Consider the following 15,960-nt stretch of genomic DNA (forward strand, 5'->3'; position numbering starts at 1 on the left):
TTTACATTTTCCTACCCTGAAGAGGTGGTCATACCCGTCACCAGAAATCACGGGGATGTTTAAGCAAGGAAACTGTGTGAGTCGTACAACTTCCATTGATATCGATCCGGCCAGCGACATCAATGATTTACCCATCGCATCGCAGCCGGTTCAGTTTATTAAACGTGGTACCCCCCAATTTATGCGCGTCACGCTGGCGCTCTTTTCCGCCGGTCTGGCGACCTTCGCCCTGCTCTATTGCGTTCAGCCGATCCTGCCCGTGCTTTCGCACGAATTTGGCGTATCGCCTGCCAGCAGCAGTATTTCACTCTCGATTTCTACCGGTATGCTGGCGGTTGGCCTGCTCTTTACCGGCCCGCTGTCCGACGCCATCGGCCGCAAGCAGGTGATGGTGACGGCCCTGATGCTGGCCTCGGTCTGTACGCTACTCTCGACCATGATGACCAGCTGGCACGGCATTCTGGTGATGCGCGCGCTGATTGGGCTATCGCTCAGCGGCGTGGCGGCGGTCGGGATGACTTACCTTAGCGAGGAGATCCACCCGAGCTTTGTTGCCTTCTCGATGGGGCTTTACATCAGCGGGAACTCGATCGGCGGGATGAGCGGACGCCTGCTGAGCGGGGTGTTCACGGACTTCTTTAACTGGCGTATTGCGCTGGCCGCGATCGGATGTTTTGCGCTGGCATCAGCCCTGATGTTCTGGAAAATTCTGCCGGAGTCGCGTCATTTCCGTCCTACCTCCCTGCGCCCGAAAACGCTGTTTATCAACTTCCGTCTGCACTGGCGCGACAAGGGGCTGCCGCGCCTGTTCCTGGCAGGCTTCCTGCTGATGGGCTCTTTCGTTACGCTGTTTAACTATATTGGCTATCGCCTGATGCTCTCTCCGTGGCACCTGAGCCAGGCGGTGGTCGGCCTGCTTTCCGTGGCGTACCTGACCGGCACCTGGAGCTCGCCGAAGGCCGGGGCGATGACCGCACGCTATGGGCGCGGCCCGGTGATGCTGTTCTTCACGGCGATGATGCTGCTCGGCCTGCTGCTGACGCTCTTCTCCTCCCTGTGGCTGATTTTTGCCGGCATGCTGCTCTTCTCGGCGGGGTTCTTCGCCGCCCACTCGGTCGCCAGCAGCTGGATTGGCCCGCGGGCGCGTCGCGCCAAAGGCCAGGCATCGTCGCTGTATCTGTTTAGCTATTACCTGGGTTCCAGCATCGCCGGGACGCTCGGCGGCGTGTTCTGGCATAGCTACGGCTGGAACGGCGTGGGCGGGTTTATCGCGCTGATGCTCTGTGCCGCACTGCTGGTGGGAGCAAGTCTTCATAAACGTCTGAGATAATAAGCCTGCGGGATGATGCCCGATCCAGATAAACGGCACCAGCGTACTGGTGCCGTTTCGCGTTCAGGAATCCCAGGCCTGCTCTATCTTAGCGGCTTCAAACTGCGGAGGCGGTTTGCGGAAACGGCGCGTCAGCCATGTCAGGTAAAGGATCCCCAGTGCCGCCCAGATGAGGCCAAGCGTCAGGGACGTCGCTTCGAGGTTTATCCACAGCACGCCGACCGTGACGGCACCGATGAGCGGCAGCAGGAGATAGTGGAACCGATCTTTCCACGTTTTGTTCAGCCCCTTGCGCCGCCAGAAATGGTTGTACACCGAGAGATTAACAAACGTAAACGCCACCAGCGCGCCGAAGTTGATCAGCGCCGTCGCGGTCACGAGATCGAAGTACAGGGCAGACAGCGCGACTATCCCTACCATAATGACGTTCAGGGCCGGAGTACGCCATTTCGGATGCACGTAGCCAAACACCCGCTCCGGAAAGACGTTGTCACGCCCCATCACATACAACAAGCGTGAGACGCTGGCGTGCGAGGCCAGGCCTGAAGCGAGCGTATTCACAAACGTGGTACACAGAAACACCGACTGGAAGAGCTTGCCGCCTACGTACAGCGCAATTTCCGGCAGCGCGGCGTCCGGGTTCTTGAAGCGCGCGATCGTCGGGAAAAAGAGCTGCATGAAAAACGAGGCAATAATGAATATCAGCCCGCCATACAGTGCGGTCAGGAAAATGGCTTTGGGAATCACCCGCGCCGCGTTTGGCGTCTCTTCCGACAGCGTAGTAACCGCGTCAAAGCCGAGGAAAGAGAAGCAAACGATAGTCGCGCCGGTAATAATAGGGATCAGGTGTGCGTTCTCGCTGATAAACGGCTGGAGCGACCAGACGGTACCGACGCCCTCTCCCTTGTGCAGGCCATGCACCACGAGTATGACAAACACCACCATGATGGCGACCTGCACCAGCACAAACAGGGTGTTAAAGTTGGCGACTAAATTAACGCTCTTCAGGTTCGCCAGCGTCAGGATCGTCACAAACCCCACCACCCAGACCCACGGCGGCACTTCAGGGAACAGCGCGGAAAGGTAGATCTTCGCCAGCAGCACGTTGATCATCGGCAGGAAGAGATAGTCCAGCAGCGATGACCAGCCGACCATAAAACCCAGGTGGGGTCCGATCGATTTCTGCGTGTAGGTGTACGCAGAGCCCGCTTCCGGGAACTGTCGCACCAGCTTGCCGTAGCTGATGGCGGTAAACATGACGCCAGCCAGCGCCAGGAGATACGAGGCTGGCACGTGGCCATTGCTGATGCCGGACACGATGCCGAAAGTATCAAACACGGTCATGGGGGTGAGGTAAGCCAGCCCCATCATGACCACCTGCCAGAGCTTGAGGGAGCTGCGCAGTCGGGTTTTTCCGGCCATGCCCGGCGAGTCAAGAGAGGTGTTAGTCGCCATATACCGTCCCCCCCATGCTTACCGTGGTTTGCAATCGCGTTGACCTTAACGCAAACCTGCTTAGCAAAGGGGGAAGTTGTAAAGAACACACGCGATCGTACCAGCGCACCGTCTCTGGTTCGCACTCACAGCAGGAGCCTGACTGGCCCCCTTCGCCCTGCGGATAGTTGAACATCTGCATCATTTCCTACCTCGTCACACAGTGTCGTTAAGAAAATCCCTGTGCCGCCTGCGCTCCATAACGCGACTCCCGGGAGATAGCTGGCGTGCCAGCGAACAGTTAGGCCAGGCTCCGCGCAGGCCGTTTGGTGATACGTATGCGATGAAACAAAGCGGCCCCTTACCGGGGCACGTCATCAGGCGTTTTTCAGCATCCACTCAATTTCAGTTTCGGTAATCAGGCGTTCAAACTGCAGCAGTTCATCATTTTTGCAGGCGTGATAGACGTGGCAGAAACGTTCGCCCAGCCGCTCCCGAAGACTATCGTTTTGCATAAATTCCCACAGCGCATCGCTCTGGCGAATCGGGAACGGCAGCCCGTCCTGCTCCAGGCCATTGCCTTCCACTTCTTCCTGCAGGGGTAAATCGTTATCCAGCCCATGTAAGATGCCGGCAAAAATCGCCGCCATTACCAGATATGGGTTCGCGTCTGCTCCCGCCACCCGGTACTCGACCCGGTGGTTATGGCGATCGCCGCAGGGGATACGCAGGGCAACCGTGCGATTATTGTGTCCCCATGACGCCTGCGTCGGCACGTACATTCCCGGCTGGAAACGGCGGTAGGAGTTGACGTTCGGTGCCAGCAGCGCCATGGACGCCGGCATCAGATCGATCATCCCGGCCAGCGCGCGCTTCAGCAGCGCGGAGTCCTCGCCGCTGGCGTCTGCGAGCACGTTTTCGCCTCTGTTGTTCTGCATGCTGATGTGGATATGCATCCCGCTGCCCGCATGCTCTTCATACGGCTTTGCCATAAACGTGGCGTGCATCTTATGTTTTTCCGCCATCTGTCTGACGAGTCGTTTCAGCGCCAGCGCATCATCGCAGGCATCGAGCACGTTTTCCGTATGGTGCAGGTTAATCTCAAACTGGCCCGGGGAGGCCTCAGCCACTGCCCCGTCGGCGGGGATCAGCTGCAGCTGCGCCAGTTCGTCAATGTCATTCAGCACGTCAGCAAAGTGGTTCAGGTTATCAACCGAGTAGACCTGGCTCTGCGTGTTACGCACGTCGGTGCCCGGCGCGCAAGGTGGCTGCAGATAGCCCTCGGCATCGCGTTTACGGTCAAGCAAATAGAACTCCAGCTCTACCGCTACCACGGGGAACAGACCGCGCTGGCGCAGCTGCTGCCAGAGTCGGTTGAGTACGTTCCGCGGCTCAACGTCAAAGGGAGCGCCATCTTCATCGACCATGGTGAGCTGCACCTGACCAATGTACTCCGGGTCGGCGGCGGACGGCGTCAGGGTGCCCGGCACCGGCACGCAGATACAGTCCGGCTCGCCGAGCTCCTGCCCCAGGCCCGCCTCTTCCACGACGTTACCCAAAATGTCCATGGCAAAAACCGATGCCGGGAAATAGCAGCCTTTTTCAAGCTTGCTCAGTCCTGCAACCGGGATGCGTTTGCCGCGAAAACAGCCGTTCAGGTCGGTCAGGAGGACATCAATAAACTGGGTGTCAGGATACTTTTCTAAATAGCGCTTCACTTCCTGCGTAAAGGCGCTGCCCCGCCTCTCATCCGTGTGCTGCACAAAGTTCTCAACTTCTACGATATTGGTTTCCATGATTTACCACCGTTTTTGGATTTGCGTTCGCTGCTCAGGACTGTCAAATATAATGTCCACCCTATCGAATCTGTATGCAAACAAATTGTTTGTCAAATGTTAAATTAAGTTTGCAAAAGGCAGATCCCGTTGCTAGATTGAGAAAATATTGAACGAAAAGGCCGTTTAACAGGCGAGAATGGCCTAAATTTAGTCCACTTTGTGAGGGCGATCATGGAAAATATAATGAACAAGCCAGTTATTGGCGTGGTGATGTGTAGAAACAGGCTTAAGGGTCATGAGACCCAGACCCTGCAAGAAAAGTACCTGAACGCCATTGTTAACGCGGGGGGCTTACCTATTGCCTTACCGCATGCGCTGGCAGAGCCAGAGCTCATTACCGCTCTGCTGCCAACCCTGGACGGGATTTACCTGCCGGGCAGCCCAAGTAACGTGCAGCCGCACCTTTATGGTGAAAACGGCGATGAGCCTAACGCCGATCCCGGGCGAGATCTTCTGAGCATGGCGCTGATTGCCGCCGCGCTCGAAAGGCGCATCCCCATTTTCGCCATCTGCCGGGGGCTGCAGGAACTGGTTGTTGCCACGGGAGGGACGCTGTATCGTCGCCTGTTCGAGCAGAACGACCTGCTTGAGCACCGGGAAGATCCTGAACTGCCGGTTGAGCTACAATACGCCCCGTCTCATGAGGTTCAGGTTCAGGAGGGAGGACTGCTGTCTCAATTAATACCAGGCTGTAACACATTTTGGGTAAACTCGTTACACGGGCAAGGTGCACGAACGTTAGGACCACGGCTCCGCGTGGAGGCCCGTTCGACGGACGGGCTGGTCGAAGCGGTCAGCGTTCATGACCACCCTTTCGCCCTCGGCGTGCAATGGCACCCCGAATGGAACAGCAGCGAGTACGCCCTGTCACGTATGTTGTTTGAAGGTTTTATCACCGCCTGTCAAAGCCACATTGCCGAGAAGCAACGGCTTTGACCACTACCGTAAAGGAAATGCAACTATGAGCGATGACGGACTGGCGCCAGGGAAACGTCTGTCTGAGATCCGCCAGCAGCTGGGTCTCTCGCAGCGGCGTGCCGCCGAACTGTCTGGGTTAACACACAGTGCCATCAGCACCATTGAACAGGACAAAGTCAGTCCTGCCATCAGTACGCTGCAAAAGCTGCTGAAAGTCTATGGGCTGTCGCTCTCGGAATTCTTTTCGGAACCGGAAAAACCTGATGAACCGCAGGTGGTTATTAATCAGGACGACCTTATCGAAATAGGCAGTCAGGGGGTTTCGATGAAGCTGGTTCATAACGGAAATCCGAACCGTACGCTGGCGATGATTTTTGAAACTTACCAGCCTGGAACCACGACCGGAGAGAGGATCAAACACCAGGGTGAGGAGATCGGTACGATACTGGAAGGTGAAATAGTGCTGACCATTAATGGCCAGCCTTATCACCTGGTTGCGGGGCAGAGCTATGCCATCAATACCGGCATACCGCACAGCTTCAGCAACACCTCGGCAGGCATCTGCCGCATTATCAGTGCCCACACCCCCACCACGTTCTAATTACCACTCGGTCCCGGCGTAAGCGCGCTTCCGCCGGGACAAATAAAAACGATTAATGTCGGCATTTAACGAGTTAATTCCCGGGATGCCCCACGGCTTCGTATTGCCTGAAACGGCCATGCCTTTATTTATCTGATTGCGAAAGAAAGGAGTGAATATGCATTTTCAGCACCTGACTTACTGGCAGGATAAAGCAAAAAACAGCGCCATTGAGACCCGGTTATTTATTAACGGCGCCTATTGTGACGCCGCCGATAATGCCACGTTTGAAACCGTCAATCCCGCTACCCAAAAGACGCTGGCGAACGTGGCCCGGGGCAAGCAGGCGGACGTGGACCGCGCGGTTCACGCCGCGCGTGAGGTATTTGAACGCGGTGACTGGTCGCAGGCGTCTCCGGCTCAGCGTAAGGCCGTGCTAAATAAGCTCGCCGACTTAATGGAACGCCACGTCGAAGAGCTGGCCCTACTGGAAACGCTGGACACCGGTAAACCCATCCGCCACAGCCTGCGCGACGATATTCCCGGCGCGGCTCGCGCCATTCGCTGGTACGCCGAAGCGGCGGATAAGGTCTACGGCGAAGTGGCGCCTACGGGTCCGGGCGAGCTGGCGATGATCGTGCGCGAGCCCATCGGGGTTGTCGCAGCCATCGTCCCCTGGAACTTCCCGCTGCTGCTGGCCTGCTGGAAGCTGGGCCCGGCGCTCATTGCGGGCAATAGCGTGGTATTGAAACCGTCGGAGAAATCGCCCCTCACCGCCCTGCGGCTGGCCGGGCTGGCAAAAGAGGCGGGCCTGCCGGACGGCGTGCTGAATGTGATAAGCGGTTACGGTCACGAAGCGGGCCAGGCGCTGGCGCTGCATCCGGAGGTCGAGGTGCTGACGTTTACCGGCTCTACCCGCACCGGCAAGCAGCTGTTGAAGGACGCGGGAGAAAGCAACATGAAGCGCGTCTGGCTGGAGGCAGGCGGCAAGAGCGCCAACATTATCTTTGCCGACTGTCCGGACCTGGACAAGGCCGTGAGCGCGACCGCCGCCGGGATTTTTTATAACCAGGGGCAAGTCTGTATCGCCGGCACCCGCCTGCTGCTCGAAGACAGCATCGCCGATGACTTCCTGGCAAGGCTGAAGGCGCAGGCCCGCCACTGGCAGCCGGGCGATCCGCTCGACCCCGACAGCACGATGGGAATGCTCATCGACGCCGCGCACGCCGATACCGTCCACACGTTTATTCGCGAGGGAACCCGAAAAGGTACGCTGCTGCTGGACGGGCGGGAACAAGCATGGCCTTCCGCAGTCGGCCCAACCATTTTTATCGACATCGACCCTGCCTCCCCGCTGTGCCGGGAAGAGATTTTCGGGCCGGTGCTGGTCGTCACCCGCTTTAAAACCGAAGAGGAAGCCTTAACGCTGGCCAACGACAGTGAATATGGGCTTGGCGCTGCGGTATGGACCCGCGATCTCTCCCGCGCGCACCGCATGAGCCGCCGCCTGAAGGCAGGCTCGGTCTTCGTCAATAACTATAACGACGGTGATATGACCGTACCCTTTGGCGGCTATAAGCAGAGCGGCAACGGTCGCGATAAGTCCCTGCACGCGCTGGAAAAATTTACCGAACTGAAAACCATCTGGATTGCCCTGGAGCCTCAATCATGACCGAACATACCACCAGCTACTACGCGGCCAGCGCGAACGCTTACGAACCTTTCCCGACGCTTAACGAGTCGATCAGCTGTGACGTGTGCGTGGTGGGCGGCGGCTATACCGGCCTCTCCTCCGCGCTGCATCTCGCCGAAATGGGCTACGACGTGGTGCTCCTTGAAGGCGCGCGCATCGGCTTCGGCGCCAGCGGACGCAACGGCGGCCAGCTGGTTAACTCCTACAGCCGCGATATCGACGTGATTGAGAAAAACTACGGGCCCGATGCCGCCAGAGTCCTCGGGAGCATGATGTTTGAAGGCGGGGAAATCATCCGGGAGCGTATCCAGCGCTATCAGATCCAGTGCGACTATCGTCCAGGCGGGCTGTTTGTGGCGTTAAACCATAAGCAGCTGGAGACGCTGGAGGAGCAAAAAGCCAACTGGGAACGCTACGGCAACACGCAGCTGGAGCTGCTGGACGCCAGCGCCATCCGCCGGGAAGTCGACAGCGAGCGCTATACCGGCGCGCTGCTGGACCGCAGCGGGGGGCACATTCACCCGCTGAACCTGGCGATCGGCGAAGCGGACGCCATTCGCCTGAACGGCGGGCGGGTGTATGAACAGTCCCCGGTGACCGCCATTCAGCACACCAGCCCGGCCGTGGTGAGCACGCAGCATGGCCAGGTGACGGCCCGCTACGTGATCGTCGCCGGGAATGCCTATCTGGGCGACAAGATAGAACCGGATCTGGCAAAACGCAGTATGCCCTGCGGCACCCAGGTGGTGACCACCGCCCCGCTGCCGGAAGAGGTAGCCCGCACGCTGATCCCCAATAACTACTGCGTGGAAGATTGTAACTATCTGCTGGATTACTACCGTCTCACCGCCGACAACCGCCTGCTGTACGGTGGTGGCGTAGTTTACGGCGCGCGCGATCCGGACGACGTCGAGCGCATGGTGATGCCAAAGCTGCTGAAAACCTTCCCACAGCTGGCAGGCGTCAAAATCGACTACCGCTGGACGGGCAACTTCCTGCTGACCCTGTCACGCATGCCGCAGTTTGGTCGTCTGGATAAAAACATCTATTACATGCAGGGCTACAGCGGCCACGGCGTGACCTGCACCCACCTGGCCGGACGGCTGATCTCGGAACTGTTGCGCGGTGACGCTGAGCGCTTTGATGCGTTTGCCAACCTCCCGCACTACCCCTTCCCGGGCGGTCGCAGCCTGCGGATTCCATTCACGGCGATGGGCGCGGCGTATTACAGCCTGCGCGATCGTCTTGGCGTATGATCGTTTCGACAAAAGGGTATCTGACATGAGTAACCAGGAATTTCATCAGCGCAGACTTTCTGCCACCCCGCGCGGCGTAGGCGTAATGTGTGATTTCTTTGCCCGCACGGCGGAGAATGCCACGCTTACCGACGTGGAAGGCAACGACTATATCGATTTCGCCGCTGGGATCGCGGTGCTGAATACCGGCCATCGTCATCCTGAACTGGTGGCCGCAGTGGAAAAACAGCTTCACCAGTTCACCCACACGGCCTACCAGATTGTGCCGTATGAAAGCTACGTTTCATTAGCCGAAAAACTTAACGAGCTGGCCCCGGTGCAGAGCCCGGCCAAAACGGCGTTCTTCACCACGGGCGCGGAAGCGGTGGAAAATGCCATTAAAATCGCCCGGGCCCACACCGGCAGACCGGGCGTGATTGCCTTCGGGGGAGGTTTTCACGGCCGAACCTATATGACCATGGCGTTAACCGGCAAGGTCGCGCCTTATAAGCTGGGATTTGGCCCCTTCCCGGGGTCGGTTTATCACGTGCCGTATCCTTCCGAGCTGCACGGCATTACGACGCAGGATGCCATCACGGCGATAGAACGCCTGTTCAAAGCGGATATTGAGGCGAAACAGGTGGCGGCGATTATTTTTGAACCCATCCAGGGCGAAGGCGGATTCAACGTCGCCCCGCCAGAGCTGGTGGCCGCCATCCGCCGCATCTGTGACGAGCACGGGATCGTGATGATTGCCGACGAAGTGCAGAGCGGCTTCGCCCGTACGGGCAAACTGTTTGCCATGGAACACTACGCGGACAAGCCTGACCTGATGACGATGGCGAAAAGCCTGGCAGGCGGAATGCCGCTGTCCGGCGTGGTGGGCCGCGCCGGGATCATGGACGCGCCGGCTCCCGGCGGTCTGGGGGGGACCTATGCAGGTAACCCGCTGGCGGTGGCCGCCGCGCACGCGGTTCTGAATATTATCGACAACGAGTCACTGTGCGCCCGCGCCTGTCATCTGGGGGATCGACTGACAGCCACGCTGGAAGAGATTCAGGGCACCTTCCCTGCGCTCGTGGCGATAAGGGGGAGAGGATCGATGATTGCGGCGGAGTTTTTTGATCCCGAGAGCCGCGAACCTTCGGCCGCCATTGCGCAGGCGATCCAGCAAAAGGCGCTCGCCCAGGGCCTGCTGTTGTTGATCTGCGGCCAGTACGGCAATGTGATCCGCTTCCTTTATCCGCTGACCATTCCGGATGCCCAGTTCACCCAGGCGCTGGCGATTTTGCAACAGGTTATGCGTGATAAGGCCTAAGCGCCCACCGAAAACCGTCTGCCGGAATGCCGGCGACGGTTTCAAAGGAGGAGGTCTACATAGATTTCCTCCGCGTGGGAAATGTTGGGGAATTTGGTCTGTTTCATTGTATGCTCCCTGAAACACATCCCTGGCAAGAGGAAATAAGAATTGCAAAAAACATCCGCCTATCAGTCACTTGTGAAAACCTTCCAGCGCCTCTCCCGCTTCTCGCACCTCTCCTCCATCGCCAGCTGGGACATGTTCACCATGATGCCGCCAGGCGGCAGCGCCGCGCGCGGTGAGGCGCTGGCGGAGATGAGCGTCCTGCAGCACCAGATCCTGACCGATAAGAAAGTGGGCGACCTGCTGGCTGCGGCGGCAGGTGAAGAACTCAATGACGTCGAACAGGCCAACCTGCGCGAAATGACGCGTCACTACCAGCAGGCCTCGCTGCTGCCGGAATCGCTGGTGGAAGCCAAATCCCTGGCGGGCAGCAGGTGTGAGCACGCCTGGCGCACGCAGCGCCCCGCTAATGACTGGCGGGGTTTTTCCGCCAACCTGAAAGAGGTGGTCAAACTCAGCCGCGAAGAGGCTCGCCTGCGGGCCGAAGCCAAAGGCTGTACGCCGTACGACGCGCTGCTGGATATTTTTGAGCCCGACATGACCAGCGCCCGTCTGGACGTTCTGTTCGGCGATATGAAATCCTGGCTGCCGGACCTGCTGGCAAACGTGGTGGAAAAACAGGCTCAGCGGTCGTTCGTTCCGCCGCAGGGCCCCTTCCCGACCGCGACGCAGCGCGAGCTGGGCCTGGAAGCCATGAAGATGCTCGGCTTCGATTTTAACGGCGGTCGACTGGACGTGAGTGCGCACCCGTTCTGCGGCGGCGTCCCGGAGGACGTGCGCATCACCACGCGCTATGACGAGGATGAGCTGCTCAGCGCGCTGTTTGGCGTGATCCACGAAACCGGACACGCGCGCTACGAACAAAACCTGCCGCGCGCGTGGGCAGGACAGCCAATTGCCCTGGCCCGCTCAACCGCGATCCACGAATCCCAGAGCCTGTTCTTTGAAATGCAGCTGGGACGCAGTGAAGCCTTCCTTAAACATCTTCTCCCTGCGGTGCACGCCCGCTTTGGCAGCCAGGCGGCGTTCAGCGAAGAGAACTTTATTGCCTGGAACCAGCGCGTGAAGCCGGGCTATATCCGCGTCGATGCGGACGAAGTGAGCTATCCGGCACACGTGGTGCTGCGCTATGAGATTGAGCGGGCGCTGATCAACGGCGAGATTGAGGTGGACGATATCCCCGCCCTGTGGGATGAGAAAATGCAGGCGTGGCTCGGATTATCCACCAAAGACAACTACCGCAACGGCTGTATGCAGGATATCCACTGGACCGACGGCGGTTTTGGTTACTTCCCGTCTTATACGCTGGGCGCCATGTATGCCGCGCAGCTGTTCCACGCCGCCAGCAACGCGCTGCCGGGGCTTCAGGCCTCCATCGCCGAGGGCGATTTTTCCGCCCTCTTCGACTGGCTGCGTCAGAACATCTGGCAGCACGGTAGCCGCTTTACCACGTCGCAGTTAATAACCCAGGCGACGGGTGAAGATCTGAACATTCGCTACTTCCGCGAACATCTGACCTCCCGTTATTTGTAATCTGTTTGGCCGGGGGTGAGGGACCTCCAGTAGAAGAGCCGTATGTTCCCCCTCACCCCAGCCCTCTCCCTCAAGGGAGAGGGGGCCGTCCGTGCAGGAGCCCGGCAATGTACATATGGTTACACGCCGATACCAATCACTCACGGAAACCTCGAATTTACAGGGATATAGTTATTTCAACGGCCCCGCAGTGGGGTTAAATGAAAAACCAAATTCGAGGGTATGAGAATGAATAAAGTATTAGCTCTGGTTGTTGCCGCTGCTATGGGTCTGTCTTCTGCTGCATTTGCTGCTGACACTACCGCAACTGCTGCACCGGCTGCCGCACCTGCTGCAACCACCACCGCTGCGCCAGCAAAAGCGGTTCACCATAAGAAACATCACAAAGCTGCAGCGAAAAAAGAAGCCGCTGCACCAGCAGCCGCAGCGCCAACCGAGCAAAAAGCGCAGGCTGCCAAAAAGCACCACAAAAAAGCCGCTAAACCGGCTGTAGAGCAGAAAGCGCAGGCTGCTAAAAAGCACCACAAACACAAAAAAGCGACCAAACCGGCCGTAGAACAGAAAGCGCAGGCTGCTAAAAAGCATCACAAAAAAGCAGTAAAACACGAAGCTGCTAAACCAGCTGCACAGCCAGCTGCGTAAGAGTACAAGCTTAACCGTGCCCTTCGGGGCACGTTGGTAAACCGGCGCTGAACCGGAACAGGTTCCGCGCCGTTTTTTTTATCCGGAGGGCGTATGCTGCGACGCTATCGGTTTGAGCTGATTCTGATTCTGCTTATTTTATGCGCGCTCATCGCCAGCCATTTTTATCTTTCCTGATTGTAGCACGCTGATTTTACTCCCACTTTCGCGCTGTCCCGTCTATAGTATTTTCATAGGGTTCACTTTTAATAATCATAATTACCCCCACCAGAGTGTGATATGCGTAAATCTGTTGTGTTGTTACTGGGAACGTTTGGTCTTTTTTCTGGATTTTCACATGCGGATGATGGCGGTGATGACACCATTAGCGCGAAAGAGCTAAAGACGCTTTTTTTCGGTCATGACGATCGCACGCGCGTCACCGATCCTACTCAGGCGCCCTGGGACGCTATAGGCCAACTGGAAACCGCCAGCGGTAACTTATGTACTGCAACGTTAATCACCCCGCAGCTTGCCCTGACGGCAGGCCACTGTCTGTTAACGCCGCCAAACGGCAAGCCGGATAAAGCGGTTGCCTTGCGTTTTGTGTCGCAAAAAGGCCTCTGGCGCTATGAAATCCACGGCATTGAAGGCCGGGTTGATCCGTCTCTTGGCAAACGCCTAAAACCGGACGGTGACGGCTGGATCGTGCCGCCGGGGGCCGCCTCATGGGATTTTGGCCTGATCGTTTTGCGCTACCCGCCTTCAGGCATTACCCCGCTGCCGTTATTTGACGGCGACAAAGCCGCGCTTACCGCCGCGCTGAAAGCCGCCGACCGCAAGGTGACGCAATCGGGTTATCCTGTCGATCATCTGGATACGCTTTATACCCACACTGACTGCATTGTGACGGGCTGGGCACAAACCAGCGTGCTTTCGCATCAGTGCGATACGCTGCCGGGTGACAGTGGTTCACCGCTGATGCTGAAAACGGATAATGGCTGGCAGCTGATTGGCGTTCAGAGCTCTGCCCCGGCGGCGAAAGACCGATGGCGCGCAGATAACCGCGCTTTATCCGTGACCGGTTTTCGCGACAAGCTTGAAGCGCTGGCGCAGCAGTAAATCAGCACCTTCTGACCTGATGTAACGCCCTGATTGACTCAATCGGCATCGGCTGGCTGAACCAAAAACCCTGCAGTTGATCGCAGCCAGCCAGCCGCAGCAGCTTCATTTGCTTCTCGGTTTCGACCCCTTCTGCGACCACCGCCATGCCCAGCGCATTGGCGATCCGCACCGTGCCGCTCACCAGCGCGGCCGCCTGCTCGTCGTTGTCCACCAGCCCGGCCAGCGATTTATCGATCTTGATGGTGTCGAAGTTAAAACGCCGCAAATACCCAATGCTTGAATAGCCGGTACCAAAGTCATCCAGCGCCACCGCAGTGCCCAACGCTTTAAGATTGGCTATCGCCATGCGGGCGCGCTCCGGGTTTTCCAGCACATAGGACTCCGTGACCTCAAGCTGCAGCCGGTTAGCCGGGAAACGGGTGGTCTCCAGCACGCTGGCCACTTTTTCTTCAAAGGCGGGATCGCGAAACTGTGCGGGAGAGATATTGACGGAGAGCTTTAAGTCACCGTACGGCTGCAGATCCTGACAGGCCCGCTGCAGAACAAACTGGCCCAGTTTGTAAATCAGACCGCTGGTCTCCGCAATGGCGATAAAGGCATCCGGGCCAAGCGGCCCGTCCGGGCGACGCGGCCAGCGTACCAGCGCTTCGACGCTGCTCATTTTCTGGCTGCGGGCGTCGATAATTGGCTGATACCAGACCTCAAACTCATCGCGCTCCAGGCCGAGGCGGATCTGATTTTCAATCGCCAGCTTGCGCTCACGGGCGCTGTTCAGCTCCGCGTCGTAGTGGGTGATACGCCCTTTCCCGCTCATTTTTGAGTGATACATGGCAATATCGGCGCGGCGAAACAGCTCGGAGCTGGTGCACTCAATCAGGGTACCGCTGGCGATTCCAATGCTGGCGCCAATATGGATGGTGCGTTCCCCCAGCTGAACTGGGGTGTTGAGATAATCCAGCACCGATGCGGCAAACGCGGTGGCCTGTGCCTCAGCATTGTCACCGCCGATGGTCATGGCAAACTCATCCCCGCCCATTCGCGCCAGCATTCCGCCCGGCGGCACGCGTTCATTCAGCGTTTTCGCAATCGCCACGATGAGATCGTCACCCACGCTATGGCCGTAGATGTCATTCACGTCCTTAAAGCCATCCAGATCGATAAACACCACGCTTTTGACGTCGATATCACCGCGTAAACTCACCCGGTCCAGCGCCTCGATGAGCGCACGGCGGTTCGGCAGATGGCTCAGCCAGTCCGTTCTGGCGACCAGACGCGCCTGGCTTTCTCCGCGCGCAAGCTTGTACAGCCCCACGCTGCTCACCAGAATGAAAAGCAGGATCAGCCCCGACGCCAGCACCACAATCTGCCGGATGTCAGAGGAGGCAGCCCGGGCGGCCTGCGCGCCCGGAAGCCGCGCCTGCCAGTTCAGATAGCCGACTAACTCCCCCGCCGCACTGCGCAGCGGCATGCTGCGATCGTTGATTTTGCCTGGGGAATAGCTGAGGTTATCGATCTGAAAGGTCGCTCCCAGGTCGGATAATATTTTGGCGTTCAAATGCCGGGTAATCACCAGATAGCGGCGCGTTCCGTCGGTCACCTGTAATCTTCCGACCATCGGGCGAATCAGCCCTATGCCGACAAAGGCGACACCGTGGCGCGTCTGACTGATTCCCGAATAGATATTTTTCTCACCAGAGAGCGCTCGCCTGTGCTGGTCAATAAGCGCTTCGAGACCCTTGCCAAAGAAGTCGAGGTTTTTCTCGTAGAAGCGTTGGCTTTGAAACGATCCCCAAATGACCCTGAAATGTTCATCAAGCACAAAGGTCCCGTCATAGAGATTGTTGATTTTAAAGCCGGCACCCCAGGTGTTATACAACCAGTCGGTATCCAGCGCGGGTCGGTAGGCTTCCCGCACCGCATCGTCCCAGACGGCGTTATCAAGCACCAGAGAGGAGACGCGGTTAACCGAGGTTTGAATGGCCCCCTGTACGGAAAGCGCCGAGCGGTGTTCATCAATTTCGTTGGTTTTGGTGCTGATAAGATGCAGAGAGAGATAAAGCAGTGCGACGATGGAAATAATTAAGCCGATCCCCGCCATGAAGACCATGGCAAACAACGTTCTCGCATTGGGAATATTGCGCCAGCTTAATGTGCGATACATCAGCCATCCTCTTCACTGTTTTGCTTTTCTAAGCGTAATACAGGCAGCGAATTTCGCTGCCTGTAAATG

13 protein-coding genes are annotated in these 15,960 nt (G+C 58.0%); 9 read left to right on the forward strand and 4 right to left on the reverse strand.

Features of this window, described 5'->3' with window-relative positions; translation table 11 throughout:
* Positions 1-76: 76 nt before the first annotated feature.
* Positions 77-1,330, forward strand: coding sequence for an MFS transporter (locus ABR39_RS21940; RefSeq protein WP_047348718.1), 1,254 nt, complete (start codon positions 77-79; stop codon positions 1,328-1,330).
* Between the two features lie 63 nt (positions 1,331-1,393).
* On the opposite strand, the gene ABR39_RS21945 is transcribed toward ABR39_RS21940, so the two are convergent.
* The 3 genes from ABR39_RS21945 to ABR39_RS21950 all read right to left on the reverse strand — a co-directional run bounded on the left by ABR39_RS21945 (position 1,394) and on the right by ABR39_RS21950 (position 4,560).
* Positions 1,394-2,785 carry an APC family permease gene (locus tag ABR39_RS21945; protein ID WP_047348719.1) on the reverse strand — a complete coding sequence of 464 codons (1,392 nt, stop codon included), beginning with the start codon at positions 2,783-2,785 and terminating at the stop codon, positions 1,394-1,396.
* Positions 2,775-2,969 (reverse strand): hypothetical protein, encoded by a 195-nt coding sequence (locus ABR39_RS26415; protein WP_048339063.1) that lies wholly within the window; start codon positions 2,967-2,969, stop codon positions 2,775-2,777. The genes ABR39_RS21945 and ABR39_RS26415 overlap by 11 nt, the downstream gene beginning before the upstream one ends.
* Positions 2,970-3,141: 172 nt before the next feature.
* Positions 3,142-4,560 (reverse strand): glutamine synthetase family protein, encoded by a 1,419-nt coding sequence (locus ABR39_RS21950; RefSeq protein ID WP_047348720.1) that lies wholly within the window; start codon positions 4,558-4,560, stop codon positions 3,142-3,144.
* 213 nt (positions 4,561-4,773) lie between these two features.
* Here ABR39_RS21950 and puuD point away from each other — a divergent pair, with 213 nt between their 5' ends.
* The 8 genes from puuD (at position 4,774) to ABR39_RS21990 (ending at position 13,727) form a co-directional block, all read left to right on the forward strand.
* Positions 4,774-5,538 carry a gamma-glutamyl-gamma-aminobutyrate hydrolase gene (gene puuD, locus ABR39_RS21955; RefSeq protein WP_047348721.1) on the forward strand — a complete coding sequence of 255 codons (765 nt, stop codon included), beginning with the start codon at positions 4,774-4,776 and terminating at the stop codon, positions 5,536-5,538.
* 25 nt (positions 5,539-5,563) lie between these two features.
* Positions 5,564-6,121, forward strand: a complete 558-nt coding sequence (gene puuR / locus ABR39_RS21960; protein WP_047348722.1) for an HTH-type transcriptional regulator PuuR — start codon at positions 5,564-5,566, stop codon at positions 6,119-6,121.
* Positions 6,122-6,278: 157 nt separating this feature from the next.
* On the forward strand, positions 6,279-7,772 hold the full coding sequence (gene puuC, locus ABR39_RS21965; protein WP_047348723.1) for an aldehyde dehydrogenase PuuC: 1,494 nt from the start codon (positions 6,279-6,281) through the stop codon (positions 7,770-7,772).
* Positions 7,769-9,049 (forward strand): NAD(P)/FAD-dependent oxidoreductase, encoded by a 1,281-nt coding sequence (locus ABR39_RS21970; protein ID WP_047348724.1) that lies wholly within the window; start codon positions 7,769-7,771, stop codon positions 9,047-9,049. The genes puuC and ABR39_RS21970 overlap by 4 nt, the downstream gene beginning before the upstream one ends.
* Before the next feature lie 25 nt (positions 9,050-9,074).
* Positions 9,075-10,346, forward strand: coding sequence for a 4-aminobutyrate transaminase (puuE, locus tag ABR39_RS21975; RefSeq protein WP_047348725.1), 1,272 nt, complete (start codon positions 9,075-9,077; stop codon positions 10,344-10,346).
* A gap of 150 nt (positions 10,347-10,496) precedes the next feature.
* Positions 10,497-11,984, forward strand: a complete 1,488-nt coding sequence (locus tag ABR39_RS21980) for a carboxypeptidase M32 (protein ID WP_047348726.1) — start codon at positions 10,497-10,499, stop codon at positions 11,982-11,984.
* Positions 11,985-12,212: 228 nt separating this feature from the next.
* The gene (gene asr / locus ABR39_RS21985; protein WP_047348727.1) at positions 12,213-12,626 is read left to right on the forward strand and encodes an acid resistance repetitive basic protein Asr; all 414 of its coding nucleotides are present in this window, start codon (positions 12,213-12,215) and stop codon (positions 12,624-12,626) included.
* A gap of 279 nt (positions 12,627-12,905) precedes the next feature.
* Positions 12,906-13,727, forward strand: coding sequence for a trypsin-like serine peptidase (locus ABR39_RS21990; protein WP_047348728.1), 822 nt, complete (start codon positions 12,906-12,908; stop codon positions 13,725-13,727).
* Between the two features lies 1 nt (position 13,728).
* On the opposite strand, the gene ABR39_RS21995 is transcribed toward ABR39_RS21990, so the two are convergent.
* A complete protein-coding gene (locus ABR39_RS21995; RefSeq protein ID WP_047348729.1) occupies positions 13,729-15,891 on the reverse strand; it encodes a bifunctional diguanylate cyclase/phosphodiesterase in 2,163 nt (720 codons plus the stop codon).
* Between the last annotated feature and the right edge of the window lie 69 nt (positions 15,892-15,960).

It is taken from the genome of Enterobacter genomosp. O, assembly GCF_001022965.1.
Lineage (GTDB): Bacteria > Pseudomonadota > Gammaproteobacteria > Enterobacterales > Enterobacteriaceae > Enterobacter > Enterobacter cloacae_L.

Bases quoted from the DNA above. Each gene is read 5' to 3' on its own strand.
- ABR39_RS21995 (WP_047348729.1), bottom strand. From the start codon at position 15,891: ATGTATCGCACATTAAGCTGGCGCAATATTCCCAATGCGAGAACGTTG.
- ABR39_RS21970 (WP_047348724.1), top strand. From the start codon at position 7,769: ATGACCGAACATACCACCAGCTACTACGCGGCCAGCGCGAACGCTTAC.
- asr (WP_047348727.1), top strand. From the start codon at position 12,213: ATGAATAAAGTATTAGCTCTGGTTGTTGCCGCTGCTATGGGTCTGTCT.
- puuE (WP_047348725.1), top strand. From the start codon at position 9,075: ATGAGTAACCAGGAATTTCATCAGCGCAGACTTTCTGCCACCCCGCGC.
- ABR39_RS21945 (WP_047348719.1), bottom strand. From the start codon at position 2,785: ATGGCGACTAACACCTCTCTTGACTCGCCGGGCATGGCCGGAAAAACC.
- puuC (WP_047348723.1), top strand. From the start codon at position 6,279: ATGCATTTTCAGCACCTGACTTACTGGCAGGATAAAGCAAAAAACAGC.
- puuR (WP_047348722.1), top strand. From the start codon at position 5,564: ATGAGCGATGACGGACTGGCGCCAGGGAAACGTCTGTCTGAGATCCGC.
- puuD (WP_047348721.1), top strand. From the start codon at position 4,774: ATGGAAAATATAATGAACAAGCCAGTTATTGGCGTGGTGATGTGTAGA.
- ABR39_RS26415 (WP_048339063.1), bottom strand. From the start codon at position 2,969: ATGATGCAGATGTTCAACTATCCGCAGGGCGAAGGGGGCCAGTCAGGC.
- ABR39_RS21950 (WP_047348720.1), bottom strand. From the start codon at position 4,560: ATGGAAACCAATATCGTAGAAGTTGAGAACTTTGTGCAGCACACGGAT.
- ABR39_RS21990 (WP_047348728.1), top strand. From the start codon at position 12,906: ATGCGTAAATCTGTTGTGTTGTTACTGGGAACGTTTGGTCTTTTTTCT.